Source organism: Cognatilysobacter tabacisoli, from assembly GCF_003586305.1.
Taxonomy (GTDB): domain Bacteria; phylum Pseudomonadota; class Gammaproteobacteria; order Xanthomonadales; family Xanthomonadaceae; genus Cognatilysobacter_A; species Cognatilysobacter_A tabacisoli.
Genome location: NZ_KZ987400.1, coordinates 947,861 through 972,822, shown reverse-complemented (window position 1 = coordinate 972,822; position 24,962 = coordinate 947,861). Strand labels below are relative to the sequence as shown.

Annotated in this window: 28 protein-coding genes and 3 pseudogenes; 18 read left to right on the top strand and 13 right to left on the bottom strand. The window is 72.7% G+C overall.

Annotation, left to right across the window (positions count from 1 at the left end):
- Positions 1-2: 2 nt before the first annotated feature.
- The 7 genes from hemA to ppk2 all read left to right on the top strand — a co-directional run bounded on the left by hemA (position 3) and on the right by ppk2 (position 6,434).
- The gene (hemA, locus tag D3A60_RS04385) at positions 3-1,310 is read left to right on the top strand and encodes a glutamyl-tRNA reductase (protein ID WP_119717450.1); all 1,308 of its coding nucleotides are present in this window, start codon (positions 3-5) and stop codon (positions 1,308-1,310) included.
- A 60-nt stretch (positions 1,311-1,370) separates the two neighbouring features.
- Complete coding sequence (gene prfA / locus D3A60_RS04380; RefSeq protein ID WP_119717449.1) at positions 1,371-2,456, top strand: peptide chain release factor 1; 1,086 nt, start codon at positions 1,371-1,373, stop codon at positions 2,454-2,456.
- Between the two features lie 81 nt (positions 2,457-2,537).
- On the top strand, positions 2,538-3,002 hold the full coding sequence (locus D3A60_RS04375) for a GNAT family N-acetyltransferase (protein ID WP_119717448.1): 465 nt from the start codon (positions 2,538-2,540) through the stop codon (positions 3,000-3,002).
- A gap of 82 nt (positions 3,003-3,084) precedes the next feature.
- The gene (locus D3A60_RS04370; RefSeq protein ID WP_119717552.1) at positions 3,085-4,707 is read left to right on the top strand and encodes an O-linked N-acetylglucosamine transferase, SPINDLY family protein; all 1,623 of its coding nucleotides are present in this window, start codon (positions 3,085-3,087) and stop codon (positions 4,705-4,707) included.
- A 38-nt stretch (positions 4,708-4,745) separates the two neighbouring features.
- Positions 4,746-5,273, top strand: coding sequence for a molybdenum cofactor biosynthesis protein B (gene moaB, locus D3A60_RS04365; RefSeq protein ID WP_119717447.1), 528 nt, complete (start codon positions 4,746-4,748; stop codon positions 5,271-5,273).
- Between the two features lie 5 nt (positions 5,274-5,278).
- Entirely contained in the window at positions 5,279-5,644 is a 366-nt protein-coding gene (locus D3A60_RS04360) for a helix-turn-helix domain-containing protein (protein ID WP_119717551.1), read from the top strand.
- 10 nt (positions 5,645-5,654) lie between these two features.
- Entirely contained in the window at positions 5,655-6,434 is a 780-nt protein-coding gene (ppk2, locus tag D3A60_RS04355; RefSeq protein WP_119717446.1) for a polyphosphate kinase 2, read from the top strand.
- Positions 6,435-6,441: 7 nt separating this feature from the next.
- Here ppk2 and D3A60_RS04350 read toward each other — a convergent pair whose 3' ends face one another.
- The 3 genes from D3A60_RS04350 to D3A60_RS04340 are packed head-to-tail and all read right to left on the bottom strand — an operon-like array spanning position 6,442 to position 8,634.
- Complete coding sequence (locus tag D3A60_RS04350; protein ID WP_119717445.1) at positions 6,442-6,714, bottom strand: acylphosphatase; 273 nt, start codon at positions 6,712-6,714, stop codon at positions 6,442-6,444.
- A 10-nt stretch (positions 6,715-6,724) separates the two neighbouring features.
- Complete coding sequence (locus tag D3A60_RS04345) at positions 6,725-7,366, bottom strand: TlpA family protein disulfide reductase (protein WP_231120388.1); 642 nt, start codon at positions 7,364-7,366, stop codon at positions 6,725-6,727.
- Positions 7,363-8,634, bottom strand: a complete 1,272-nt coding sequence (locus tag D3A60_RS04340) for a YihY family inner membrane protein (RefSeq protein WP_119717444.1) — start codon at positions 8,632-8,634, stop codon at positions 7,363-7,365. The genes D3A60_RS04345 and D3A60_RS04340 overlap by 4 nt, the downstream gene beginning before the upstream one ends.
- 67 nt (positions 8,635-8,701) lie before the next feature.
- Between D3A60_RS04340 and wrbA the strand changes: the two genes are divergently transcribed.
- From wrbA to D3A60_RS04325, 3 genes are read left to right on the top strand one after another with little or no spacing between them, the layout of a single operon-like run.
- On the top strand, positions 8,702-9,295 hold the full coding sequence (gene wrbA / locus D3A60_RS04335) for an NAD(P)H:quinone oxidoreductase (protein ID WP_119717443.1): 594 nt from the start codon (positions 8,702-8,704) through the stop codon (positions 9,293-9,295).
- Positions 9,292-9,639: a DUF2069 domain-containing protein gene (locus tag D3A60_RS04330; RefSeq protein WP_119717442.1), complete on the top strand. Its 348-nt coding sequence runs from the start codon at positions 9,292-9,294 to the stop codon at positions 9,637-9,639. The genes wrbA and D3A60_RS04330 overlap by 4 nt, the downstream gene beginning before the upstream one ends.
- Positions 9,640-9,679: 40 nt before the next feature.
- Positions 9,680-10,168: an asparaginase domain-containing protein gene (locus D3A60_RS04325; protein ID WP_119717441.1), complete on the top strand. Its 489-nt coding sequence runs from the start codon at positions 9,680-9,682 to the stop codon at positions 10,166-10,168.
- 87 nt (positions 10,169-10,255) lie between these two features.
- Here D3A60_RS04325 and D3A60_RS14690 read toward each other — a convergent pair whose 3' ends face one another.
- The 5 genes and pseudogenes from D3A60_RS14690 to sufT form a co-directional block, all read right to left on the bottom strand.
- On the bottom strand, positions 10,256-10,489 hold the full coding sequence (locus D3A60_RS14690) for a proprotein convertase P-domain-containing protein (RefSeq protein WP_231120412.1): 234 nt from the start codon (positions 10,487-10,489) through the stop codon (positions 10,256-10,258).
- Positions 10,490-10,615: 126 nt separating this feature from the next.
- A pseudogene (locus tag D3A60_RS04320) lies at positions 10,616-11,881 on the bottom strand (zinc-dependent metalloprotease); the annotation flags it as partial.
- 364 nt (positions 11,882-12,245) lie between these two features.
- Positions 12,246-12,476, bottom strand: a pseudogene (locus tag D3A60_RS14685) (proprotein convertase P-domain-containing protein); the annotation flags it as partial.
- A 132-nt stretch (positions 12,477-12,608) separates the two neighbouring features.
- Positions 12,609-14,318 (bottom strand): annotated as a pseudogene (locus D3A60_RS04315) (S8 family serine peptidase); the annotation flags it as partial.
- Between the two features lie 427 nt (positions 14,319-14,745).
- On the bottom strand, positions 14,746-15,303 hold the full coding sequence (gene sufT, locus D3A60_RS04310; RefSeq protein WP_119717439.1) for a putative Fe-S cluster assembly protein SufT: 558 nt from the start codon (positions 15,301-15,303) through the stop codon (positions 14,746-14,748).
- A 156-nt stretch (positions 15,304-15,459) separates the two neighbouring features.
- Here sufT and D3A60_RS04305 point away from each other — a divergent pair, with 156 nt between their 5' ends.
- Positions 15,460-15,876, top strand: coding sequence for a hypothetical protein (locus tag D3A60_RS04305; RefSeq protein WP_231120387.1), 417 nt, complete (start codon positions 15,460-15,462; stop codon positions 15,874-15,876).
- 3 nt (positions 15,877-15,879) lie between these two features.
- Here the strand turns inward: D3A60_RS04305 and pdxR are convergent, their stop codons facing one another.
- A complete protein-coding gene (pdxR, locus tag D3A60_RS04300) occupies positions 15,880-17,313 on the bottom strand; it encodes a MocR-like pyridoxine biosynthesis transcription factor PdxR (protein WP_119717437.1) in 1,434 nt (477 codons plus the stop codon).
- A 173-nt stretch (positions 17,314-17,486) separates the two neighbouring features.
- Here pdxR and D3A60_RS04295 point away from each other — a divergent pair, with 173 nt between their 5' ends.
- The 3 genes from D3A60_RS04295 (at position 17,487) to D3A60_RS04285 (ending at position 19,558) form a co-directional block, all read left to right on the top strand.
- On the top strand, positions 17,487-18,074 hold the full coding sequence (locus D3A60_RS04295) for a hypothetical protein (RefSeq protein WP_119717436.1): 588 nt from the start codon (positions 17,487-17,489) through the stop codon (positions 18,072-18,074).
- A gap of 41 nt (positions 18,075-18,115) precedes the next feature.
- The gene (locus D3A60_RS04290; RefSeq protein ID WP_119717435.1) at positions 18,116-19,000 is read left to right on the top strand and encodes an AraC family transcriptional regulator; all 885 of its coding nucleotides are present in this window, start codon (positions 18,116-18,118) and stop codon (positions 18,998-19,000) included.
- A gap of 105 nt (positions 19,001-19,105) precedes the next feature.
- A complete protein-coding gene (locus tag D3A60_RS04285; RefSeq protein ID WP_119717434.1) occupies positions 19,106-19,558 on the top strand; it encodes a hypothetical protein in 453 nt (150 codons plus the stop codon).
- Between the two features lie 24 nt (positions 19,559-19,582).
- Here D3A60_RS04285 and D3A60_RS04280 read toward each other — a convergent pair whose 3' ends face one another.
- From D3A60_RS04280 to D3A60_RS04270, 3 genes are read right to left on the bottom strand one after another with little or no spacing between them, the layout of a single operon-like run.
- Entirely contained in the window at positions 19,583-20,986 is a 1,404-nt protein-coding gene (locus D3A60_RS04280; protein ID WP_119717433.1) for an NAD(P)(+) transhydrogenase (Re/Si-specific) subunit beta, read from the bottom strand.
- Entirely contained in the window at positions 20,983-21,495 is a 513-nt protein-coding gene (locus D3A60_RS04275; RefSeq protein WP_119717432.1) for a hypothetical protein, read from the bottom strand. The genes D3A60_RS04280 and D3A60_RS04275 overlap by 4 nt, the downstream gene beginning before the upstream one ends.
- Complete coding sequence (locus tag D3A60_RS04270) at positions 21,492-21,788, bottom strand: NAD(P) transhydrogenase subunit alpha part 2 (RefSeq protein WP_119717431.1); 297 nt, start codon at positions 21,786-21,788, stop codon at positions 21,492-21,494. The genes D3A60_RS04275 and D3A60_RS04270 overlap by 4 nt, the downstream gene beginning before the upstream one ends.
- Before the next feature lie 139 nt (positions 21,789-21,927).
- Here D3A60_RS04270 and D3A60_RS04265 point away from each other — a divergent pair, with 139 nt between their 5' ends.
- The 4 genes from D3A60_RS04265 to D3A60_RS04250 are packed head-to-tail and all read left to right on the top strand — an operon-like array spanning position 21,928 to position 23,729.
- Positions 21,928-22,257 carry a hypothetical protein gene (locus D3A60_RS04265; protein WP_119717430.1) on the top strand — a complete coding sequence of 110 codons (330 nt, stop codon included), beginning with the start codon at positions 21,928-21,930 and terminating at the stop codon, positions 22,255-22,257.
- A 33-nt stretch (positions 22,258-22,290) separates the two neighbouring features.
- Positions 22,291-22,857 carry an RNA polymerase sigma factor gene (locus D3A60_RS04260; protein WP_231120410.1) on the top strand — a complete coding sequence of 189 codons (567 nt, stop codon included), beginning with the start codon at positions 22,291-22,293 and terminating at the stop codon, positions 22,855-22,857.
- A complete protein-coding gene (locus tag D3A60_RS04255) occupies positions 22,854-23,228 on the top strand; it encodes a hypothetical protein (RefSeq protein WP_119717428.1) in 375 nt (124 codons plus the stop codon). The genes D3A60_RS04260 and D3A60_RS04255 overlap by 4 nt, the downstream gene beginning before the upstream one ends.
- A 3-nt stretch (positions 23,229-23,231) precedes the next feature.
- Positions 23,232-23,729 carry a DUF3106 domain-containing protein gene (locus D3A60_RS04250; RefSeq protein WP_407062750.1) on the top strand — a complete coding sequence of 166 codons (498 nt, stop codon included), beginning with the start codon at positions 23,232-23,234 and terminating at the stop codon, positions 23,727-23,729.
- 43 nt (positions 23,730-23,772) lie between these two features.
- On the opposite strand, the gene D3A60_RS04245 is transcribed toward D3A60_RS04250, so the two are convergent.
- A complete protein-coding gene (locus tag D3A60_RS04245) occupies positions 23,773-24,894 on the bottom strand; it encodes an NAD(P) transhydrogenase subunit alpha (RefSeq protein ID WP_119717426.1) in 1,122 nt (373 codons plus the stop codon).
- Positions 24,895-24,962: the final 68 nt, after the last annotated feature.

The following is a 24,962-nucleotide window of genomic DNA, read 5'->3' as shown; positions in this document are numbered from 1 at the left end:
GCATGAGCCTGTTCGTCCTCGGCATCAACCACCAGACCGCGCCGGTCAGCCTGCGCGAGCGGGTGGCGTTCGCCGGCGACGCGGTGCCGCAGGCGCTGCACGCGCTTCGCGGGCTGCCGACGGTGCACGAGGTCGCGCTACTGTCGACCTGCAACCGCACCGAGCTGTACGCGGTCACCGACGACGACGGCCAGGCGCTGGCCGACTGGCTGGCGACCCACCCCGACGACGCCGGCGACCTGCACGCGTACCTGTACCGCCACCGCGACGCCGACGCCGTGCGCCACCTGTTCCGCGTCGCGACCGGGCTCGACTCGCTGGTGCTCGGCGAGCCGCAGATCCTCGGCCAGGTCAAGGACGCGTGGGCGACCGCGCGCGGCGCCGGCACCCTCGGCACGCGGCTGGACCGCCTGTTCCAGCACGCCTTCACCACCGCCAAGCGCGCGCGCACCGACACCCGCATCGGCGCCAACCCGGTGTCGGTCGCGTCGGCGGCCGTGCGGCTGGCACAGGAGTCGTTCGCGCGCCTGGACGACTCGACCGTGCTGCTGATCGGCGCCGGCGAGACGATCGAGCTGGCCGCCCGCCATCTGGTCCAGGCGCGCGCCAAGCGCCTGCTGGTCGCCAACCGCACCCTCGCCCACGCGCAGGAGCTCGCCACGCGCCACGGCGGCGTCGCGCTGCCGCTGGGCGAACTCGACAAGCACCTGGGCGAGGCGGACGTCGTGATCTCGGCCACCGCCAGCCGCGAACCGATCCTCGGCCGCGCGCAGGTCGCCGCCGCGCTGGCCACGCGCCGCCACCGGCCGATGCTGCTGCTCGACTTGGCGGTGCCGCGCGACATCGCCGCCGACGTCGGCGAGCTGCGCGACGCGTTCCTGTACACCGTCGACGACCTCGAGCGCGCGATCGAGGAGAACCGCCGCAGCCGGCGCGAGGCCGCGGCCGAGGCCGAGGCGATCGTGGACCTGCAGGTCGGGCGCTTCGTCGAGACGATGGCCGCCAGCCAGCGCACCGAGCCGCTCAAGCAGCTGCGCGCGCACGGCGAGCTGGCCAAGGCCGACGCGCTGGCGAAGGCGCGCCAGCAGCTCGCCGCCGGCGAGGACCCGGCCGCGGTGCTCGACTTCCTCGCGCACACGCTGACCAACCGCCTGCTGCACGCGCCGACGGTGGCGCTGCGCGAGGCCGCGCTGACCGGGAACGCCGAGCTCGCGCGCGCGGCCGAGAAGCTGTTCCCCGCCACCGGCAGCGCCGGGCGGGACGCGGCGCCCGGCGACGCCGTGCCGGCGGATCCGGACCGCGAACGCTAGCGACGCACCGCGCGTCGTCGCCGTTCCGCTGTCCCACCTCCCACGCCGAAGCCCGACTCCATGACCCCCAGCCTGCGCCGCAAGCTCGAAGCCCTGTCCGAACGCCGCGAGGAGCTCGAGCGCCTGCTCGCCGATCCGTCGGTGATCGGCGACGCCGGCCGCTTCCGCAAGCTGTCGCGCGAGTTCGCCCAGCTCGAGCCGGTCGCGCGCGCGCTGGCGGACGAGCAGCAGGCCAAGGCCGACCTTGCCGCGGCCGAGGCGATGCGCGCCGACCCCGAGCTGCGCGAACTGGCCGAAGAGGAGATCGGCGCGGCCGCCGAGCGCCTGCAGCGCCTCGAAGCCGAGCTGCTCGCGCACCTCGTGCCGAAGGACCCGCGCGACGACGGCGACCTGTACCTCGAGGTGCGCGCCGGCACCGGCGGCGACGAGGCGGCGATCTTCGCCGGCGACCTGTTCCGCATGTATTCGCGCTACGCCGAGCGCCAGGGCTGGCGGGTCGAGGTGGAGTCGGCCAGTCCGGGCGAGCACGGCGGCTTCAAGGAAGTGATAGCGCGGATCGAGGGCCAGGGCGCGTACTCGAAGCTGAAGTTCGAGTCCGGCACCCACCGCGTGCAGCGGGTGCCGGCGACCGAGTCGCAGGGCCGAATCCACACGTCGGCGGCAACGGTCGCGATCATCCCGGTCGAACCCGACGGCGAGCCGATCGAGATCAACCCGGCCGACCTCAAGGTCGACACGTTCCGCTCGTCCGGCGCCGGTGGCCAGCACGTCAACAAGACCGAATCGGCGATCCGCATAACCCACGTGCCGACCGGCGTGGTCGTAGAGAGCCAGACCGAGCGCAGCCAGCACGCCAACCGCGACAAGGCGATGACCCGGCTGCGCGCGATCATCGCCGAGGCGCAGGCGGCAAAGGCCGCCGCCGCACAGGCTGCCGAGCGCAAGCTGCAGGTCGGCAGCGGCGACCGCAGCCAGCGCATCCGCACGTACAACTTCCCCCAGGGGCGGATCACCGACCACCGCGTCGAGGGCCTGACCCTGTACGACCTGCCGAATGTCGTCGAAGGCGGCATGGACGCGCTGGTCGCGCGCCTGCAGCAGGAGCACCAGGCCGACGAGCTCGCCCGCCTGACCGAGGGCGGCTGAACCGCCGCCCGGAACGCGCGCGTCCGCGCCGGCGTGCGCTAACGTGCGCGCAGACCACGCCACGCCCGCACGGAGCCCCCAATGGACCTGCGCATCCGCGCCGCCACCGCCGACGACCTCGACCGCGTCGCGCCGCTGTTCGACGCCTACCGGCAGTTCTACGGCCAGGCGCCGGACCTGCGCGGCGCGCACGACTTCCTGCTCGAGCGGATCGAACTGCGGCAGTCGGTGGTGGTCATCGTCGAGCGCGGCGACGCGGTGCTCGGCTTCGCCCAGCTGTACCCGATGTTCTCGTCGGTGCGGATGGCGTCGATCTGGGTGCTCAACGATCTCTACGTCGCCGCAGACTCGCGCCGGTCCGGCATCGGCACGCTGCTGCTCGATGCGGCGTCGGCCGCCGCGCGCGCGGCCGGCGCGACCCGGCTGGTGCTCGAAACCGGGCGCGAGAACGCGGCTGCACGCGCGCTGTACCGCAGCGCCGGGTGGGACGAGGAGGACACGCAGTGGTACGCGCTCGACCTCGGCGACCTGCCGGCGCTGAACTGAGGTGACGGCCGCGAGCGCCCCGCCGGCTGACGGCGCGCGCCGCGAGGCGCGCCTGCGGGCGCAGCGGTCGCCGGGCGACGCGATGGCGTGGATTGTCCTGGCCGAGCACGAGCTCGACGCCGGCGACGCCGCGGCCGGCCAGGCCGCCTGCGAACGCGCGCTCGCGCTGGTGCCCGGGCATCCGGAAGCCCTCGCGCGTCTCGGCCGCGCGCAGTGGATGCTCGGTCGCCGCGACGACGCGGTCGACAGCCTGCGCGCCGCGGCCGACGCCGCGCCGGCGCACCCCGGCATCGCGCTGTGGCTGGGCCACGCGCTCGAGGACGTCGGCGCCGCCGAAGAGGCGGCCGAGGCCTATGCGCGCGCGCATGCGCTGGCGCCGGACGAACCGCAGATCGCCGCCTACCTGCTCGCATGGCGGCGCAAGCTGTGTGACTGGCGCGACCTCGACGCGCTCGCCGCGCAGGTGCGCGCGGCGGTGCGCGACGGCACGGCCTCGGTGGAGCCGTTCGCGTTCCTCAGCGAGGACGCGACGCCGGCCGAACAGCTGCAGTGCGCGCGGCTGCGTGCCGGTCTGGTCGCGCGCGCCGTGCGCCCGCTGCCCCCGGCATCCGCGCGCAGCGCCAGTGCCGGCGCGCTGCGCATCGGCTTCCTGTCGAACGGCTTCGGCGCGCACCCGACCGGGCTGCTGACCGCGGCGCTGTTCGAAGCGCTGCGAGCGCACGCCGGGGTCGACGTGCACCTGTTCGCGCTGAACCGCGACGACGGCAGCGCGATCCGCCGGCGCCTCGCGGCGGCCACGACGCTGCACGACGTCGCGGGCCGGCCGCACGGCGCGGTCGCGCAGCAGATCCGCTTCGCCGCGATCGACGTTTTGTTCGACCTGCGCGGCTGGGGCGGCGGCGGCGCGCCGGAGGTGCTGGCGATGCGCCCGGCCCCGGTGCAGGTGAACTGGCTGGCATACCCGGGCACCTCCGGTGCGCCGTGGATCGACGCGGTCCTCGCCGATGCGTTCGTGCTGCCCGACGCGCTCGCACCGCACTTCAGCGAACGCGTGGTGCGCCTGCCGCGCTGCTTCCAGCCCAGCGACACCGCGCGCGCGATTCCGCCTCCGCCGCCGCGCGCGGACTGCGGCCTGCCCGACGACGCGGTCGTCTACTGCTGCTTCAACAACAGCTACAAGCTCAACCCGCGCAGCGTTGCGCGCGCGCTCTCGGTGCTCCGCGCGGTGCCGGGCAGCGTGCTGTGGCTGCTGTCGGGGCCGGGCCGCGCCGACGAGCGCCTGCGCGCGTTCGCGCAGTCGCAGGGCGTCGATCCCGCGCGGCTGGTGTTCATGGCCAAGCAGCCGCACGCCGAGTACCTCGCGCGCCTGCAACAGGCCGACCTGTTCCTCGACACCGAGCCCTACAACGCGCATACGACCGCGTCGGATGCGATCTGGGCCGGCTGCCCGGTGCTGACCCGCCCGGGCGACACCTTCGCCGCCCGCGTCGCCGGCAGCCTCAATCACCACCTCGGCCTGCCCGAACTCAACGTCGACAGCGACGAGGCATTCGTCGCGCGGGCCGTCGCGCTGGGCCGGGACCGCGACGCGCGGCGTGCGCTGCGCGAACGCGTGGCGCGCCAGCGCGACGCCAGCGGGCTGTTCGACATGCACGGCTTCGCGCGCGACTTCGCCCGCGTCGTCGGCGGATTGGCCGGCCCCTAGCGGTCGCGGCGGGCCGGGGCGCGTCCTACACTGCCGCCATGACTGCCGAACGCGACTTCCTCCCGCTGCGCCTGTGCGTGCTCACCGTGTCCGACTCGCGCACGCTGGCCGACGACGCCTCCGGCGACTACCTCGCCAGCGCGCTCGCCGAGGCGGGTCATGTGCTGCACGAGCGCGCGCTGCACCGCGACGACCGCTACCTCCTGCGCGCGACGGTGTCGCGCTGGATCGCCGACGACGCGGTCGACGGCGTGCTGGTGACCGGCGGCACGGGCTTTACCGGCCGCGACTCGACGCCCGAGGCGCTGCGCCCGCTGCTCGACAAGACGATGGACGGCTTCGGCGAGCTGTTCCGCGCGCTGAGCTTCGACGAGATCGGCACCTCGACGCTGCAGTCGCGCGCGTTCGCCGGCCTGGCCAACGGCACGTTCGTGTTCGCCCTGCCCGGCTCGACCTCGGCCTGCCGCACCGCATGGGAAAAGATCATCCGCGCGCAGCTCGACGCGCGCACCCGGCCGTGCAACCTCGCCACCCTGCGCCCGCGCCTGCGCGAACCTTCGGAGTGATCGACATGCCGCTCGCCACCACGCTGCGCCTGCTGGCCAAGGCCCGCGGCATGAGCCCCGCCGACATCGCCACGGCCATCCCGCGCGCGGGCGTCGCCACCGTGAGCGCATGGATGCAGGGCGAGAAGCTGCCGGGCAAGGACCAGCTCGACGCGCTGGCGCGCACGTTCGGCGTGCCCGCCGGCGCGCTGCTGGCGGAGCTGGCCAGCACGTTCGACCCGGCGCGCACGCAGGGCGAGCACGAGCTGCTGGCGGCGTACCGCGAGTTGAGCCCGACCCAGCGCGGCGCGCTGATCGAAGTCGCCACGTCGATGGCCGGCGTCCGCCGCGCGCGTCCGCCGCGCGCGCCGCGCAAGACGGCCAAGCGCTAAGCCGGCCGCGATGGGCAAGCTCAAGCGCAAGCAGTACGACGCCCTGCTCGAGCCGCTGCAGCTGCGGCTGGCCGAGGCCGCGCACTGGGTGCAGCACACCGGCCGCCGGGTGGTGGTGATCCTCGAAGGGCGCGACACCGCCGGCAAGGGCGGCGTCATCAACGCGATCCGCCAGCACCTTAATCCGCGCCAGTGCCACGTCGTCGCGCTGCCGAAGCCGAGCGAGCGCGAGAGCCGCCAGTGGTATTTCCAGCGCTACATGCCGCACCTGCCCGCGGCCGGCGAGATCGTGCTGATGGACCGCAGCTGGTACAACCGCGCCGGGGTCGAGAAGGTCATGGGCTTCGCCACGCCGGCGCAGGTCGAGGCGTTCCTGCAGCAGGCGCCCGCGTTCGAGCAGATGCTGGTCGACGACGGCATCGTGCTGTTCAAGTACTGGCTGTGCTGCGACCAGGCCAAGCAGGAGGAGCGGTTCGCCGAGCGCCTCGCCGATCCGCTCAAGCGCTGGAAGCTGTCGCCGGTCGACGTGCAGGCGCGCCGCCACTACGACGACTACACCCGGGCGCGCGAAGCGATGCTGAAGGCGACGCACACCGCGCACGCGCCGTGGACCCTGGTCGACTTCAACGACCAGAAGCGCGGGCGGATCACGCTGATCCGGGACCTGCTGGCGCGCCTGCCCGAACTGGAGGTGCCGGAGTCCGACATCGAGTTCGCACCGCTGCCGGGCAAGCCGAAGAAGGAGCGCTACGGGGTGCTGAAGCCGATTCCGTCGGTGGACGCCGACTGACCCGGCGTCAGCCGGTCGCAAACCCCGCGCCGACGCCGGGCGGCGCCTCCAGCTCCGTCCGCTCCACCCCATCCACGCGGGCGTGGTCCGGCCCGCGGCGCAGCCACGCCCCCAGAGCGTCGAGCGCGCCGGGCTCGCCGACCGCCAGCACTTCGACCGTCCCGTCGACGCGGTTCACCGCATGGCCGCGCACGCCCAGCGCGAGCGCCTGCGTACGGGTGGCGTAGCGGAAGCCCACGCCCTGTACGCGGCCGGAGACGACGAAGCGCGCGGCCGCCATCCGCGTGGCCTCAGCCCTTGGCGGGCGTCTTGGCCGCCGGGCCACCGGCCTTCGCGATCGCTTCCTGCAGGCTTTCGGCGGTGACCGGCCCGAGGAACTGTTCGGCGACGGTGCCGTCGGGCTTCAGCAGGTAGGTCATCGGCAGGCCGCGCGGCGTGTCGAACGCGGCCGGCGGGTCGTAGGTGTCGACGATCGCGATCGGGTACACGACCGGGCGCTTGGCGAGGAAGGCCTTCATCGCCGGCACGTCGATCTCCTCGTAGGCCAGCCCGACGACGCTGACGTCCTCGCGCATCGCGTCGAGCGCGGACAGCTCGGGCATCTCCTTGAGGCACGGCGCGCACCAGGTCGCCCAGAAGTTCACGACGACCCACTGCCCGCGCTGCGCGGCCAGGTCGTAGGTGCTGCCGTCGATCGCGGGGAGCTTGAGTTCGCGCGGGCCGGTCGACGCCGGCGGCTGCGATGCGGCCGCGTCGGGCGCTTCGGCCGATGCGTCCGGCGCCGGGGCAGGCGGCGCGCCGGTGGCGGTCGCCGGCTTGGGCTGCGGGGCCGCAGCCGTCGGCGCTTCGGTCGACGGCTTGCACGCCGCGAGCAGCACGGCCAGCGAGGCGCAGATCAGCACGCGCGTGCGCGCGGTCGAGGTGTGGGTCACGGGATATCCCCTTCGGCATGGATGGTGGAGACGCGGCGCTTGAGCAGCTCGCGCAGCGGGATGCGCAGTTCATCGATGGCGGCGACCGCCGAGTGCCCGAGCGTGTCCTCGCGGCACGGCAGGTGCGCTTCGGCGATCGGAATGCGCAGCTGGCAGGCTTCATACAGCTCGGCCAGCATCAGGTCGTCGAGGTCGCGCGCCAGCACCCACTCGCCGCCTTCGGCGCGCGTCAGCAGGCGGATCTCGCACAGCTGCGCCAGCATCTGTTGGACCAGCGCGTCGGTCAGCATCGGCTCGAGCTTCTGGATCTCGTCGCTGTGCAGGCCGCGGCCGCTGCCGCGCGCCTGCTGGAAGCGCGCGAGCATCCGCAGCAGGCCGTACAGCTCGTAGCCGTGCGGCAGGCGCATGTTCGCCGGCTGGTAGCGGAACGCCGACATCGTCGATGCCAGCGACGCGCCGAGCAGGATCGACACCCAGCTCAGGAAGATCCACAGCAGGAAGATCGGCACCACCGCCAGCGCGCCGTAGATCTTCGAGTACCCGTCGAACGTGCCCAGGTACAGGCCGATGCCCGACTTCACCAGCTCGAACAGCACTGCCGCCAGCAGCGCGCCGGCGAACGCGTGCCGCCACTGCACGGTGCGGTGCGGGACCACGCGGAAGATCGCCGCGAACGCGAACAGTTCGATCACGAACGGCGTCAGCCGCAGCATCAACCCCTCGACGAGGCGGCCCGCATCGGTCTGGAACACGTCCAGCGAGAAGAACCGCACCGACAGGGCCAGGCTCGCGGCGGCCATCAGCGCGCCCAGCGTCAGCACCGTCCAGTACACCAGGAAGCGGCCGAACTTCGGCCGTGCCGCCTTGACCCGCCAGATCCGGTTGAACGTCGCCTCGATGCCGTTGAGCGTGATCAGCAGCGACACCAGCAGCGCGATCACGCCGGCGGTGGTCAGCTTGCCGGCGTTGGCCGAAAACTCCTTGAGGTAGTCCTGCACCGAGCGGGCGGCCGACGGGACGAAGTTGTTGAAGATGTACGCGCTGAGCTGGTCGCTCCACTCGCCGAACACCGGGAACGCCGACAGCACGCCGAACACCACCATCGACAGCGGCACCAGCGCGAACACGGTCGTGTACGACAGCGCGCCGGCGGCCTGGAACAGGTTGTCATCGAGGAAGCGCTTGGCGAGGAAGCGGAAGAACGTGCCCATCCGCGCGCGATCGCGCGAGCGGTCGATCCAGCGGTTGAGCGAGTCCAGGGGCTCCATCGACCGGAGCGTAACCGATGCATGGTCGCGCCCGCATCGCCTATGCTCTGCGGCCCGAGGAGGACCCATGGCCGAGATCCTGGTGCTGTACTTCAGTCGCGGCGGTTCGGTCGCGCGGCTGGCGCGCCACGTCGCGCGCGGCGTCGGCGAAGTCGACGGCATGAGCGCGCGCGTGCGCAGCGTGCCGCCGGTGGCCTCGGTGACCCAGACCGCGGCGCCGCCGGTGCCCGACGACGGCGCGCCGTACGTCGAGCCGCGCGACGTCGCCGAGTGCATCGGCTACGCGATCGGCACGCCGACCCGCTTCGGCAATATGGCCGCGCCGGTGAAGCACTGGTTCGACGGGCTCACCGCCGAGTGGACCAGCGGCACGATGGTCGGCAAGCCGGCTGCGACGTTCACGTCGACCGCGACGATGCACGGCGGCCAGGAGGCGACGCTGCTGTCGATGCACGTGCCGCTGCTGCACCACGGCTGCGTGATCGTCGGCATCCCGTACACCGAGCCGCTGCTGAGCAGCACCCGCAGCGGCGGCACGCCGTACGGCGCCAGCCACGTCGCCGGCCCGCACGACGACCCGCAGCCCACCGACGAGGAGGCCGCGCTCGCGCGTGCGCTCGGCCGCCGGCTGGCCCAGGTCGCGCAGAGGCTGGCGCCGTGAGCGCGCCGTCCGCGCGCGCCCCGTCGTCGCTGCTGCTGCGGCTGGCCCTCGGCCTGCTGGTCGCGCTGTACGTGATCTGGTTCCGCGATGATCAGGCGGCGGTCGCGTTCTTCGCGCTGCCGCCGCTGCTGTTGCTGGCCGGCCTGCTGTTCAAGCGGCGCACGGCGGCGTTCTGGTCCGGCGTGATCGCGCTGGCGTGGTTCAGCCACGGGGTGATGATCGCGTACGCCGAGCCGGCCCAGCGCGCGTACGCACTGGTCGAGGTCGCGCTGTCGGTACTGATCGTCGTGACCGCCAGCCTGCCGGGCCTGCGCGCGCGCTTCGGCCGCAAGCCGGCGGCGTGAGCGGCCTATAATCGCCGCACCCCGCGAAACCGACACTCCGATGGACCAGCTCTGCATCGTCAGCACCGGCGGCACGATCGACAAGATCTACTTCGACGACAAGTCGGACTACCAGATCGGCGAGCCGCAGATCGGCGGCATGCTGCGCGAGCTGGGCGTGTCGTTCCCGTTCACGGTAATCCCGATCCTGCGCAAGGATTCGCTGCACATCAGCGACGACGACCGCGAGTTGATCCGCGCCACGATCGCCGCGCAGCCGGCGCGGCACGTGCTGGTCACCCACGGCACCGACACGATGGTCGAGACCGCGCGCGTGCTGGCCAGCCTGAAGGACAAGACGATCGTGCTGACCGGCGCGCTGAGCCCGGCGCGGTTCCGCGGCTCCGACGCCGAGTTCAACATCGGCACCGCCGTCGGCGCGGTGCAGTCGCTGCCGCCGGGCGTGTACATCGCGATGAACGGGCGCATCTGGGACCCGGCCAGGGTGCGCAAGAACGTCGAGGCCAACCGCTTCGAATCCATCGGCTGACGCGTCGCGCGCCGACCGTCGATCGCATTAAGAAACCCCGGCCTGCGCCGGGGTTTCTCGTTTCAGCCGGTCAGCGGATCGCGCCGGTCAGAACGTCACCGACCAGCTGTTGATGTAGCCGGTGTCGCCGCCGGCGTTGTCGTTGACCCGCAGCTTCCACGTGCCGTTGAGCGGCTCGCTCGACAGGTTCAGCGTGACCGTCTTGTTGATGTTGTCGGCGCTGCCGCCGCTGCGGTTGTGGATGTTGTACAACGAGCCGTCCGGCGCGACGAGGTCGACCTTGAGGTCGCCCTGGTAGGTGTGGACGATCGCGACCGTCACCGACGCGTTGCTCGGGGCGTTGCCGCTGCGGCCCGACACGGTGATCGGGCTGTCGACCGTGCTGTTGTCGCCGATCGCGTAGTCGGTGCCGTTGCTGTACGTCTGCCCGCCCCCGCCCGTGGCGCCGCGGAAGTTGGCGATCGTCGCCTTGGTGTTCACCAGCACGCGCTGGTTGTGGCTCTGCGTCGCCGTGCCCATCGCCACGCCGCCGTAGGTCACGTCCGGGTTCGACCAGTAGTTCAGCCGCGGGCAGCCGCCGGTGCAGTCGTAGGCCATGATCGTGCGCCAGGCGTTGTTGGGCGCGCGGTAGCCGTGGCCGTACGCGTACGGCGTCGTGGTGGGATCGGCGGCGGGATCGTGGCGCGCGGACTGCAGGTGGCCGATCTCGTGGGCGAAGCTGTAGTAGCCGGTGATGCAGTCCCAGTACGCCGATGCGAACGCGGTCGATGCGGTCGAGCCGATGCCCGACGCCAGGCCGCACGAGCTCGAGTTGTTCAGCACGATCAGCGCCACGTCCGCCGCGAGCTGGTCGCGGGTCGCGTGGATGCCGTCCATGTAACCGTCGCTGGTGCCGCGGAAGCGCGACAGGTCGGTGCTGAAACTGCCCGACTCGGTGTAGGTCACCGTCGTGTAGCCGGCCAGCACCAGGTTGATGCCGACGTTCGAGTTCGCGTAGCCCTGGTTCGACTCGGCCACGGCCAGCTCGACCAGCGACTGCATGTTGCCGCCGTAGCCGGTGACGGCCTGGTTGGTCGCCGCGACGAGGATGCGGATCGTCTGCGTCGCGCCCGGGTCGATCGCCATCGCGGTGAAGTCGCCGCTGCCGGCGGCGCGGGTGCCGGGGCGGTCCATCGTGATGTTCGGCAGGTCGGCGAACTCGGCCGGGTGGTCGGCCGGCATGCGGCTCTCGTCGACCTCGACCACGGCGTGCCCGCCGTCGGGCAGCGGGCGGATGCGGTACAGCTGGCCGTCGACGCGGACGTTGCCGGTCACCGTGCCGTCGCGGCGGACCAGGATCGCCGAGTTCGCGGCGTCGTGGCGGACCTCGCGGGTGAGGTTCGGCCGCGGCTTGGCGGTCTCGCGGATCTGGCCGACCCACACCAGGCTGCCGGTGCCGGAGTCGGTCGCCTGCTCGAGCACGGCGTTGACGCGCTTGAGGCCGAGGTCGAGCTCGATCTCGCGGGTGGCGGCGCTGACCACCGACGCATCGGCGCGCATCACGCGCACGCCCTGCGTGTCGGGCTTGCGCGCCAGGCTCGCGGCGACGCCGGCGGCGCGCTGGGACGGGGCCTGCTCGCCGAGGAACAGCGGCTGGCCGGCGAGCGCGGCGGTGGAGAACAGGCTGGCGCCGAACAGCAGCGCGCCGTGCATCAGGAACGAAGAGCGGTTCATCCGTTGGAGCTCCTTGAGTGTTCGTGCGGGTGTGGAACGGACCGGCTCCGGCGCATGGGCGGCACGACGCCCTGCGGGCGCACGTGCGGCTCAGGCAAACGCGAAGGGCCAGGCGACGCCGCCGCGCGTGCGACGGGCCGGAGGGGAACGACCGCCAGCGGCGATCGGGATCGTCGGGCCGCGAGCAGGGCGCGGACCAAGGCCGGGGCCTCCCGAAGCGACGGGAGCGCGGCGGCGAACGGCATCCTCTGCACTGGGATGCGGGGCGTGGTGCCCGAACGGGCGGGAAGCACTGCGGCGCGCGGCAACGCCGGCCGGCGCGGAACCACCACCCCCGGGCACGGCCCGGGGGTGGCGTGGAGCATCAGAACGTGACCGACCAGCTGTTGATGTAGCCGGTGTCGCCGCTTGCGTTGTCGTTCACCCGCAGCTTCCAGGTGCCGTTGAGCAGCTCGGTCGACAGGTTCAGCGTCACCGTCTTGTTGATGTTGTCGGTGCTGGTGCCGGTGCGGTTGTGGATGTTGTACAGCGAGCCGTCCGGCGCCACGAGGTCGACCTTCAGGTCGCCGATGTAGGTGTGCACGATCGCCACCGTCACCGACGCCGTGCTCGGGGCGTTGCCGCTGCGGCCGGACACGGTGATCGGGCTGTCGACGGTCGCGTTGTCGGCGATCGCGTAGTCGGACGTGTTGCTGTACGTCTGCGCGCCGCCGCCGGTGCTGGTGCTGTAGTTGCCGACCAGGCTCAGGCCCGAGAACGACGCGTACGCCTTCAGCCGCACGTAGTACGTGCCGGCCTGCGGCGCGGCGATCGTGCAGGTCTCGGCGTTGCCCGACAGGTACGGACGGCAGTCGTACACGGTGTCGGTCGGCGCGCTGCCGAACTTGACGTACATGTCGGAGTCACCGGTGCCGCCCGACGTGGTGAACGTCAGGTTGCTGGCGCCCGACGGCACGACCATCGTGTAGTTCAGCGAGGTGCCGGTCGCGGCCGACAGGTTCGTCACCGCCACGCCCTTGGTCAGCGTGCCGCCGGTCGGCGGCGGCGTGGTGCCGTTGACCGCATCGAGCGCGGCCTTGGCATTGAGGATGCCGGTGCCGATCGTCTGCGACGGGGTGGACGGGAACGCAGTGACGTTGCCCTTGATCAACGCTTCGATCTCGGCCGGCGTCTTCGGCGTGGTCGCCGCGGCCTGCAGCAATGCGACCGCTGCCGCCACGTGCGGGGTGGCCATCGACGTGCCGCTGTAGTTGACGTAGTTCTCGGCGCCCGGCGACGTGGTGCCGGCGTTGAGCGTCGACAGGATCGTCGAACCCGGCGCGGCGATGTCGATCAGCGTGCCGTAGTTGGAGAAGCTCGAGCGCGCGCCGGTGCTGGTGATCGACGCCACCGCAATGACGTTGTTGCAGTTCGCCGGCGAGGCGTTCGACACGTTGGTGTTGTCGTTGCCGGCGGCGATGACCAGCGTCGAGCCGCGGCTGACGGCGGAGTTGATCGCGTTCTGCGTCGTCGTGCCGCACGCGCCGGAGCCGCCGAGGCTGAGGTTGATCACTTCGGCCGGGTTGGCGTTCGCGGGCACGCCGCTGACGGTGCCGCCCGAGGCCCAGATGATCGCGTCGGCGATGTCGGAGTCGTAGCCGCCGCAGGTGCCGAGCACACGCACCGGCACGACCTTGGCGCCGAACGCGCCGCCGGCCACGCCCTTGGCGTTGTTGGTGACTGCGGCGATGGTGCCGGCGACGTGGGTGCCATGCCAGCTGGAGTTGCTGGCCGGGCCGCACTGGCCGGTGGTCCAGTCGCCCGGATCGCTGGCGTCGCTGTCACGGCCGTTGCCGTCGTTCGCCACCGCGGTGTCGACGATGAAGTCGTAGCCCGGGAGGATGTTGGCGTTGAGGTCGCTGTGGCTGGTGATGCCGGTGTCGAGCACGGCGACGACGCTGCCGGTGCCGGTGGTGATGTCCCACGCCTGCGGGGCCTTCATGCCGTAGGTGCCGTTGAAGCCCCACTGCTGCGAGTAGCTGGTGTCGTTCGGCGTCAGCAGCGCGCGGTTGATCTTGTCGACCTCGACGTACTCGACGTTCGGATCGGCGGCGAGCTGGCGCATCAGCGTCTCGGCCTCGACGCGGTCCAGCTTGCGCGCGGTGCGGACGACTTCGGCGCCGGTCGCCGTGCGGCGGACGTGGCTCAGGCCGAAGTTGCGGCCGGCGCTGTCGCCGGCGGCCTTCAGCGAACGCTGCAGGGCCGGCGCACTGGCGTGCTCGGTGCTGCCGTCGCGGTACTTCACGATGAAACGGTCGTGCGTCTGGCTGGACTGCAGCCCGCTGACGTCGAACCGGCCTGCGGCGCTGGCCGGCAGGACGACGGTCGAGGACAGGACGAGCGCGGTGGCGGCGGCAAGCGCGTGCACGCGCAGGCGGCGCGAAGAAAGCTTCGACATCTGTGTGTAACCCCCGAAGAGTGAAAAAAGCCGCGGGTGGTCCCGCGACGAAGAGCGTCAGGCTCCCCGTGCGCGTCGAGGTCGTCGACCTTCCCGCGCCTGGTGTCCGGACTTGTGCGTGGCGTTACCCCCTGATCGCGCCACCTGCCGAAAGTAACGGGTCGGTTAGAAACTGTTCACGCTGCAGGTGCAGCAAAAAAGGGGTTGTTTTTGTGACATACGCCACCGTTCTCGACCCGAAACGTTTACACCGGCCACCGCTCGTCCGCAGCTGAACGCCGTTCGTCGTTCAGATTGGTAAAGACAACGGGCAGGCGGCCCCGCCGCCACGCGGCCGAACACGGCCCTCGGCCCGGCCGGGCGATCGCCGCGCCCAGCAAAAAGGCGCCCGCAGGCGCCTTTGCTCCACCACCGGGCGCGGCCCGGCTCAGAACATCCCGGTTTCCAGCCGCGCCGCCTCGGACATCATGGTGCGGTTCCACGGCGGGTCGAACACCAGGTCGACGTCGGCCTCGGCGACGGTCGGGATCATCTCGAGCTTGCTGCGCACGTCGTCGACGAGGATGTCGCCCATGCCGCAGCCCGGCGCGGTCAGCGTCATCTTGACCTCGACCCGGCGCTGGCCCGGCTGCTCCGCGTGCGCGCCGACCACCGCCTCGTACACCAGGCCCAGGTCCACGACGTTGATCGGGATCTCCGGGTCGAAGCACGTGCGCAGCTGCTGCCAGACCAGCTTCTCGACCGCGTCGTCGTCGGCGCCGTCGGGCAGCTCGATCGGCGCCGGCGGCTCCTTGCCGATCGCGTCGGCGTCGCGGCCGTGGATGCGCATCAGGTTGCCCTCGACGAACACCGTGTAGCTGCCGCCCAGCGCCTGGGTGATGTAGCCGACGGTGCCCGCCGGCAGCGTCACCTCCTCGCCCTGGGGGACGAGGACGGCGGCGCAGTCGCGTTCGAATCGGACCGGTTCACTGCTTCGGGAGTACATGCGGCTCGGATGGGGGCAACGCCGGCGCGGCGCAAGCGCCCATTCTACCGGCCGCGCCGCGCCGGCCGGCCGTGGGAACGGTGCGTCGCGCGAATGCCGGTATCCTGCGCGGCCGCCCGCCGACGCCCGACCGCCCGCGCAATGACTGCCGCTCCGATGTCCCCCGCCCCCGTCCGGCCCCGCGCCGGCGCGATGTCGTGGCTGCTGCTGGTGCTCGGCGCCGGCGGCTTCGCGGCGGTGTGGATCCTGCTGGCGCTGGCGACGAACCGTCAGTGCAGCTGGATGGCCGTGGTCGGCGCGCTGGACATCGCGTGGATGCTGCGGCTGGGCCAGTGGCCGCGCGGCCGCGGCCGGCTCGCGATCGGCGTGCTGGCCACGGCGCTGGTCGTGGTCGCGGCGAACTGGTTCATCACGGCCGCGCAGCTCGGCGGCATGCTCGGCTACGACCCGCTGATGTCCGCGCTGCGGCTGGGCCCGAACCTGGCGTGGACGCTGGCGCAGCTGGTCAACAGCGCGGCCGACCTGGCGTGGATCGCGCTGGCGCTGCTCGTCGCCGTGTTCACCACGCGCTGAGCCTCAGGCCTCGTCGAGGCACGCGGCGAACAGCGCCACCGCCTGCTCGATCTCGGCCACCGACAGCCCGCCGTAGCCGAGCAGCAGCCCGGCGCGGTCAAGCCCGCCGAGGTAGTGCGGCGCGATCGAATACAGCCCGAGCCCGAGCGAGCGAGCGCGCGCGATGAGCGCCTCGCCGTCGGCCGCGCTGCGGTCTCGCAGCCACACCACCAGGTGCATGCCGGCGCGGGAGTCGGCGATCTCCAGCCGACCCCCGCCGCACGCGCGCAGCCCGGCGATCAGCGCCGTGCGACGCTGGCGCAGCGCCTTGCCGCTGCGCCGCAGGTGGCGCTCGAAGCCGCCATTGGCCATGAACCGCGCGAGCGCCGCCTGCTCGATCGCCGGGCTGCCGAAGTCGTCCTGCCACTTGGCATTGACGAAGTCGGTGCGCAACCCGGCCGGCACCACCACGTAACCCAGCCGCAGCGACGGCAGCATCACCTTCGAGAACGTGCCGACGTAGACCACGCGCCCGGCGCCGTCGAGCGAGCGCAGCGCCGCCAGCGGGCGCGCGTCGTAGCGGAATTCGCCGTCGTAGTCGTCCTCGAAGATCCAGCTGCCGTGCTCGCGCGCGTAGTCGAGCAGCGCGATCCGGCGCGGCAGCGACAGCACCGCGCCGGTCGGGAACTGGTGCGACGGCGTCACGCAGATCAGCTTCGGCGCACGCACGGGCAGCTCGTCGACGCGCAGGCCGTCGCCGTCGACCGCACAGGTCGACACCTGCGAGCCGTGGATCTGCAGGATCTCGCGGATCGCCGGGTAGTGCGGCTGCTCGATCAGCGCCGTCTCGCCGGGATCGAGCAGCACCCGGGCCGTCAGCGCGAGCGCCTGCTGGGTGCCGGCGACGATCACCACGTCCTCCGGCCGCGCCTGCACGCCGCGGCGGCGCGCGAGGTAGTCGCACACCGCCTCGCGCAGCGCCGGCAGCCCCTGCGTCATCGGGTAGCCGGGCGGGGTGTAGGCCGCCGCGTGCGCGAGCTCGCGCGCCCACGCCGTCGTCAGGGCCGGGTTGGTCAGCGGCACGCCGTACTGGAACGAGTGGCGCACGCCGTCGATCCGGCGGCCCGGGATGTTGGCGTGGTCGTGGACGCGCCGCGCCCGCGCGGCGAACGCCGACTGCGGCGGCGTCTCGCTGCCCCCGGCCGGCGCCGGGCGGGCGAGCTGCAGCGACGGTGCCACGTAGCTGCCCGAGCCGACCCGGGCGTCGACGAAGCCCTCGGCACGCAGCTGGTCATACGCGGCCAGCACGGTGTTGCGCGACACGCCGAGCTCGCGCGCCAGCGATCGGGTCGGCGGCAGCCGCGCCCCGCACCCGATCCGCCCGCCGAACACCGCGCCCTTCAGCGCGCGCGTCAGCTGGATGTGCAGCGGGCCGCTGCCGTCGAGCTGCAGGTGCATCGGTGGGCTCCGGTCCGCCGCGGCGGGCGATTGGCTCCATTCGAGCGGGTCGATTTGGATCTTGCCAGTGCCAATTCCGGGGCGCGTCATGGGGCCAATCGCCGAGCCCGCGCCCCAGCGCCGGCCCGGCCGGCCGCCGGCAACCGCTCGACTTCCCCACCGAGGCCACTCCGATGTCTGCCTCCGCCCCGCTCCGCCCCGCCCTGCTGCGCGATGCCTCTCATGCCCGGGCCGCACCGCACGCTCTTTGCCGTCCGAGGTGGCGGCAGTGGCTCGCGCTGGGCCTGCTGCTCGGCGCGCTCGACCTGGCGTTCGCGACGGCGTTCGGCCTGCTGCGCGACGGCCTGCCGCCGCTGCGGGTGGCCCAGTCGATCGCCGGCTGGGTGCTCGGCCGCGACGCCGCGATCGCCGGCGGCGCCACCACCGCGGCGCTCGGCGTGGCCGTGTACGCCGCGGTGACGGCGGCGGTCGTCGCCGGCTACCAGGCCCTCGCGCAGCTCGACGACGGCTGGCGCCGCCACCCGCGGGTCGGCGGGCTGGCGTACGGACTGGCGGCGTACGTCCTCCTGTTCGAGGTCGCCGTGCCGCTGGGGTCTGCCGCGCCGACCGCGCCGCTGCCGCTGGACTGGCGGCTGGCCTGCGCCACCGCGTACGCCTGCCTCGTCGGCGTGCCGAGCGCCCTCGCCGCGCGGACCCGGCCCGGATTGGCTCCATCGACGCGCGCCGGATTGGCGCTCCCGGCGGGCCGCCCGTCCACCTAGCGTGGCGACAACGCCGGCCACCGACCGGCGAGGAGCCGATCATGGCCGTGACGGACCCGACAGCGACGCGCCCGCGCCCGACTCGCGCTCGCACGACGACGCTGCCGACCGGCGCCAACGGGCCGCTGCACGTGGTGCGGCTCGGTCCGCAGGGGCGCGTCGAGGTCCCGGCCGGCTGGACGTCCGCGTGGCTGCCGATCGCCGGGGCGCTGGACGTCGAGGCCGGCGGCCATGCCTGGACGCTGCCGCGGCACGAGGTGCTGGTCTGGCGCGACGGCCCCGTGCGCGGCCGTGCGGCCCGCGCCGCGCTGCTCGTCGCCGGCCCCCACGCCGCATGGCGCGCCCCGCCCGCAGGCGCAACCGAAGCCCTCGATCCACCGCTGGTGTTGCCCACCGAACATCCCGCCTCGCCCGCGCTTCGCCGTGCCGCGCTGCGCCTCGCTCGCTCCGCGGGCGACCCCTCGGTGCACGGCCGGCTCGACGATCGGCTGGCGGCCTTCGCCGCGGCGCTGCGCGAACAGCAGTTCGACCTGCGCGCGCGGCTGCCGCGCTGCACCGGCCGCACCGCCGAGCGCCGCGAGCACACGATGCTGCGGCTGCTGCGCGTGCAGCACCTGATCCGGCGCCACAGCGACGGCCGCCTCGACACCGCGCGCATGGCCCGCTGCGCGAGCTACTCGCCGTGCCACCTGATCCGGCTTTACCGCGAGGTGTTCGACGAGACGCCGGCCGAGTACGCCGCCCGCCTGCGCGACGAGCGCGCGTGGCAGCTCGTCCGCGACACCGCGCTCCCGGTGGCCGCCATCACCGATGCGCTCGGCTTCGAAAGCGCCAGCGCGTTCTGCCGGGCGTTCAAGGCGTCGTTCGGCGTCACCGCGACGCAGGCGCGCCGCGCCGCGACGGCGGCGTGCGCCGAGGCGGCGTGACGGCAACCCGATCGCGTCGCGCCGCCGCGCGCGCGCGGTACTCGCCAGCCGCCTGCCGCCGCGCGCCGCCTCCACCCACGAGGACAACCCACGAGGACCCGACCCATGCGCACCCCGATACGCATCGCCATCGCCCTGCTCGCCGCCGGCGGCGCCGCGCAGGCGACCGACTGCAAGCCCGTCCACGCCAGCCTGGTGGAAGTCGCATCGACCACCGGCTGCAACCCGGGCCTGGCTTCGTGCTTCCTCGGCGAGGTCACCGGCAACCACGGCCTGGTCGGCGTGACCCACTTTCGTGCCGACAGCGTCGGCACCGCCGCGTCCGGTTCGCCCGGCTCGGTGCCGTACAGCGGCCCGTTCGAGTACCGCACCGACCGCGGGAACCTGCTGATGCGCGAGACCGGCGTGACCGTCCCCGGCGCGGTGACCGCGCACCAGCGCGTCGTGGAAGGCAGCGGCGAATTCGCCGGCGTGAGCGGCCACCTGTTCGTCAGCGGCACGCGCGCGAGCGGCGTGATCACCACCCGCGTCGACGGCGAGTTCTGCTACCCCGACTGAGTCGACGCCGCGGTGGCGGAGGGCTCAGTGGCCGCCGTCGAGCGCCTTCAGTTCGCTGACCAGCGACGCCACCGCGTTGGCCGCGTCGCCGTACAGCATCCGGGTGTTGTCGGCGTAGAACAGCGCATTCTCGATGCCGGCGAAGCCCGTGCCCTTGCCGCGCTTGATCACCACGGTGTTGCGCGAGGCGACCACGTCGAGGATCGGCATGCCGTAGATCGGCGAGGCCGGATCGGTCTTGGCGACCGGATTGACCACGTCGTTGGCGCCGATCACCAGCGACACGTCGGTGTTCGGGAACTCGGGGTTGATGTCGTCCATGTCGGCGATCAGGTCATACGGCACGCCGGCCTCGGCCAGCAGCACGTTCATGTGGCCCGGCATGCGCCCGGCGACCGGGTGGATCGCGAACTTCACCTTGACCCCGCGCTCCATCAGCTTCTGGGTCAGCTCCCAGACCTTGTGCTGCGCCTGCGCCACCGCCAGGCCGTAGCCGGGCACGATCACCACGCGCTCGGCGTAGGCCATCATCGCCGCGACGTCGCCGGCCTCGATCGGCTTCTGCGACCCGCCGATCTCCTGCATCGCCGCGCTGCCGCCGCCGAAGCTGGAGAACAGCACGCTGCTGATCCGCCGGTTCATCGCCTTGGCCATCAGCTGGGTCAGCAGCGTGCCGGCCGCGCCGACCATTGTGCCGGCGATGATCAGCGCCTCGTTGCCGAGCACGTAGCCCTCGAACGCGACCGCCAGGCCGGTGAATGCGTTGTACAGCGAGATCACCACCGGCATGTCGGCGCCGCCGATCGGCAGCGTCATCAGCACGCCCAGCGCCAGCGACAGCACGAAGAACGCGATGATCCACGGCATCGCCAGCGTGGTCAGCGCCATCACGCCGCAAGCGACCGCCGCCAGTGCCACCAGCGCGTTGAACCACTGCTGCCCCGGGAACGCGTAGCGCTTGTCCATGCGCCCGTCGAGCTTCGCCCAGGCGATCACCGAGCCGGTCAGCGACACGGCGCCGATCAGCGCGCCGACGACGGCCAGCGACAGCGTGAACGTCGACATCTGCGGCTCGTTCGCCGAAGCCGTGCCCGTCGACAGCCGCACCAGCTCCACTGCGCCGATAGCCGCCGCCGAGCCGCCGCCCATGCCGTTGAACAGCGCGACCATCTGCGGCATGTCGGTGATCGCGACCTTCTTGCCCCAGAACCAGTTCAGTCCCACGCCGATGACGATCGCCGCGACCATCAATCCGAGGTTGTGCAGGCCCGGCAGGAAGAACGTCGCCGCCGTGGCGATCAGCATGCCGACGCCGGCCCACTGGATGCCGCTGCGCGCGGTCCGCGGGCTGGCCATGCGCTGCAGGCCCAGCAGGAACAGCGTCGCCGCCACGAAGTAACTCAGCTTAACCAGCGTCAGCGCGGTCATGCGCGGCTCCCTGCCGACGCCTCGTCGGCGCCCCTGTCCAGTCGATGGTGTTCGCGCATCTCGATGGCGGTCTTCAGCAGGCCGATCATGCCGAGCCCCAGCGCCACCAGCCCGAGCGACAGCTGGTTCACGACCGTGCTGCCAGCCATGTACGCGCCTGCCAGCCCGACCGCCAGCGCGCCCAGCGCGTAGATGCCCAGCAGCGCCAGCATCCAGCGGCCCTTGCGCGGGTCCTGCCACACCCGGCGCGATACCTCGTTCTGGGTGCGGGTCGGGTCCTGCAGCGACGACAGGCCGATGCCGATGCCGGCGTACAGCAGCAGGTAGTTCCAGTCGTCATGGACCGGAGACCAGCCCGTGGCCTCGAGCGCGGACCACGACCACGCCGATTTCGCAGCGTAGCCCAGCGCCGCCAGCATGGCCGGGTACTGCAGGTAGCTGACCCACTGGAAGACATCGCGGAGCGACGCCCTCGGACGCACGGCCACGCCCGATGCGCCGCGGCTCACGCGCCACCCGGCGGCTTGCTGCTCTTGAACATGTCGAGCATGCGCTCGGTCACGACGTAGCCGCCGGCGGCATTGCCGGCGCCCAGGAGCACGGCGACGAAGCCGATCGCCTTCTCGAGCGTGCTGTCGGCATGGCCGAGCACGATCATCGCGCCGATCAGCACGATGCCGTGGATGAAGTTGGAGCCGGACATCAGCGGCGTGTGCAGGATCACCGGCACCCGCGAAATGATCACGTTCCCGGCGATGGCCGCCAGCATGAAGATGTACAGCGCCACGAACCCGTCCTGCATCGCCTGCGTCCCCGTGCGGTGTCGTCCGCATCATAACCATCCCTGAACGCGACCGAGGCGCTGTCAACCCGGGTGCCACGCCGGCGTTGACCCACTCGCACGGCGCGCCACGCGGCGCCCCGCCCAGCGAGGAGCATCCATGAAGCATCGACTGATCCTGGCCGCCGCCCTGCTAGCGGCCAGCGCCACCGCCACGGCCGCCGACCGCGGCGACCGTGTCGAACGCCGGCTCGACCATCGCGGCGACCGCATCGACCGCCAGCTCGACCGCCGGGGCGAGCGCATCGACCACCGCCTCGACCACCGCGCCGCCTTGTGGGCCGCGCGTGGCGACTACCGCCGCGCTGCGCGGCTGGACCGCAAGGGGGACCGCATCGCCGCGAAGTACGACCGCCGCGGCGATCGCATCGACGCGCACCTGGACCGGCGCGGCGATCGCTACGAGCGACGCTGGGACCGGCGGCACTGATCCGGCGGCCGTATGCTGCGCGACGTGAGCGCCCTGCCCGAACTGGAAGCCGCGCCTGCCGCGTCCGCTGCGGCCGTGGCGGCTCGCGCGCCGGCGTCGCTGGACGAATTCCTCGCCGGCATCGGCACGCGCGCGTTCCGCTTCGCCGAGCTCGGCCTGCGCCAGCGCGAGGACGCGCTCGATGTCGTCCAGGACGCGATGATCCGCATGCTCGCCTACCGCGAGCGGCCGTCCGCAGAGTGGACGCCGCTGTTCTGGAGCATCCTGCGCAGCCGCATCGTCGACGCGCAGCGGCGCCGCATGTTCCGCCTGCGCTGGCTGGTGCCCGAGCCCGCGCACGACGACGGCAGCGCGATCGACTGGGCCGACGATGGCCCGGACCCGTCGCGCACGCACGACGGCCGCGAAGCCTACGGCCGCCTCGCCGACGCGCTGGGCACGCTGCCGCGGCGCCAGCGCGAGGCGTTCAGCCTGCGCGTGCTGGAAGAGCTCGACGTCGCGACGACCGCACGCGCGATGGGCTGCAGCGAAGGCGCGGTCAAGACCCACCTGTCGCGCGCACGCGACGCACTGAAGAAGCACCTGGACGACTGGCAATGAACGAGCAAGACACCCGATTCGACGAGGCGATGCGCGACCTGCACCGGCAGGCGCTCGGCGCCGTGTCGCCCGCCACACGACAGCGCCTGCGCGCCGCGCGCAGCGGCGCCGCGCGGCCGCGCCACGGCGGCGCATGGGCGCTCGGCGCGAGCGTCGCCGCGGTCGCCGCGCTGGCGATCGCCCTGCAGCTCGGGCGCCTGCCGGAGCGCGGGCCGGCCACGGCGACGCCCCCGGGCGCGACCGCGGCGCGTGGCGCCGCGCCATCGACGCCAGTCACGGACGCAGGCGATGTCGCCACGCTCGACGAAAACCCCGATCTCTACCTGTGGCTGGCATCGAGCGATGCCGACCTCGTTGCCCTGGAGAACTGATCCATGCGAGTCCACCGGATCCATCCGTCGATGCGGACGGCGCTTCGGCCGCTGCTGACGGCCGCGTTGCTGGCCGCGGCGTCGCTGGCGCTGCCGGCGGCGGCCGCCTCCCCCGTCGCGGCCGCGCCCGCGTCCACGCCGACGACTCCGACCACGCTGCCGGCGTGGGAGCAGCTGACCCCGGCCCAGCGCGATCAGCTGATCGCGCCGCTGCGCGAACGCTGGAATGCACAGCCGGAGCAGCGCGCGCGGATGCTCAACCACGCGCAGCGCTGGCGCGAGCTGAGCCCGGACCAGCGCAAGCGCGCGCGCCACGGCATGAAGCGCTGGGAGTCGATGAATCCGGAGCAGCGCGAGCAGATGCGGGCGCTGTTCCAGCGGATGCGGCAGATGCCGCCGGCCGAGCGCGACGCGCTGCGCAAGGAGTTCCGCGCGATGACGCCGGAGCAGCGCCGCGAGTGGGTGCGCCGGCATCCGCCGACCGCGGACGCGGCAAGGTAATCGCCAGGGGGAGAAACGCGGCGCCGCCGGCGCCGCGCTCGCATCAGGCCGCCGCGGCCTCGCGCTCCGGCCAGACGGTGCGGGCGAGCAGTTCGTCGTTCCAGTCGAACGCCAGCGCCCCGTCCTTGACGAACAGGCTGACGAAATTGAGCACGTTGCGGGCGTACATCTCGCTGGCGTGCACTGCGCCGCTGCTGGCGAGGTTCAACGGCCCGTCGATCACGACGCCGCCGTGCTCGATCGTTTCGCCCGGCCGGGTCAGTTCGCAGTTGCCGCCGGTTTCCGCGGCCAGGTCGACGATCACGCTGCCGGGCTTCATGCCGGCCACCATCGACGCGGTGATGATCTTCGGCGCGGGACGCCCCGGCACTGCGGCGGTGCACACGATCACGTCGATGTTGCGCACGTGCTCGCCGAGCCGGCGCTGCTGTTCGGCGCGCTCCTCGTCGGTCAGCGCGCGCGCGTAGCCGCCCTCGCCCGCGGCGCTGACGCCCAGGTCGACGAACTTGCCGCCGAGCGATTCGATCTGCTCGCGCGTTTCCGGTCGCACGTCGAAGCCCTCGACCTGTGCGCCCAGGCGCTTGGCGGTGGCCACCGCCTGCAGGCCGGCCACGCCCGCGCCGACGATCAGCACGCGCGACGGGCGAATCGTGCCGGCCGCCGTGGTGAGCATCGGGAAGAAGCGCGGCGCGCGCGTCGCCGCGATCAGCACCGCCTTGTAGCCGGCCATGCCGGCCTGCGAGCTGAGCACGTCCATCGCCTGCGCACGGGTCGTCCGCGGCAGGCGCTCGAGCGGAAACGCCACCAGGCCGCGCGCACGGATCGCATCGGCGCGGGCCGCGTCCGCGTGCGGCGCGAGCACGCCGACCAGGGTGGCGCCGAGCTTCAGCGTCGCAAGTACATCCGCCGCGGGCGGCTGCACGCACAGCACGATGTCGGCGTCGCGCAGCGCCTGCGCATCGTCGTCGACCAGTCGCGCACCGGCCTGCGCGTAGGCGTCGTCGACGAAGCCGGCGCCGAGCCCTGCACCGCGCGCTACGCGCACATCGGCGCCGAGCGCGATCAGCTTGCGGCAGGTTTCCGGGGTGGCGGCCACGCGCCGCTCTCCGGGCGCGTGCTCGCGGGCGACGGTGATCGTGACTGGCGCCGCCGCGTTGTCTGTCATGCCCACGCTCCCACCGAGTTGCGGGCATCGTAACCAAAGGGGTGCGCCGCGGCGATGGCGGCGCGCGG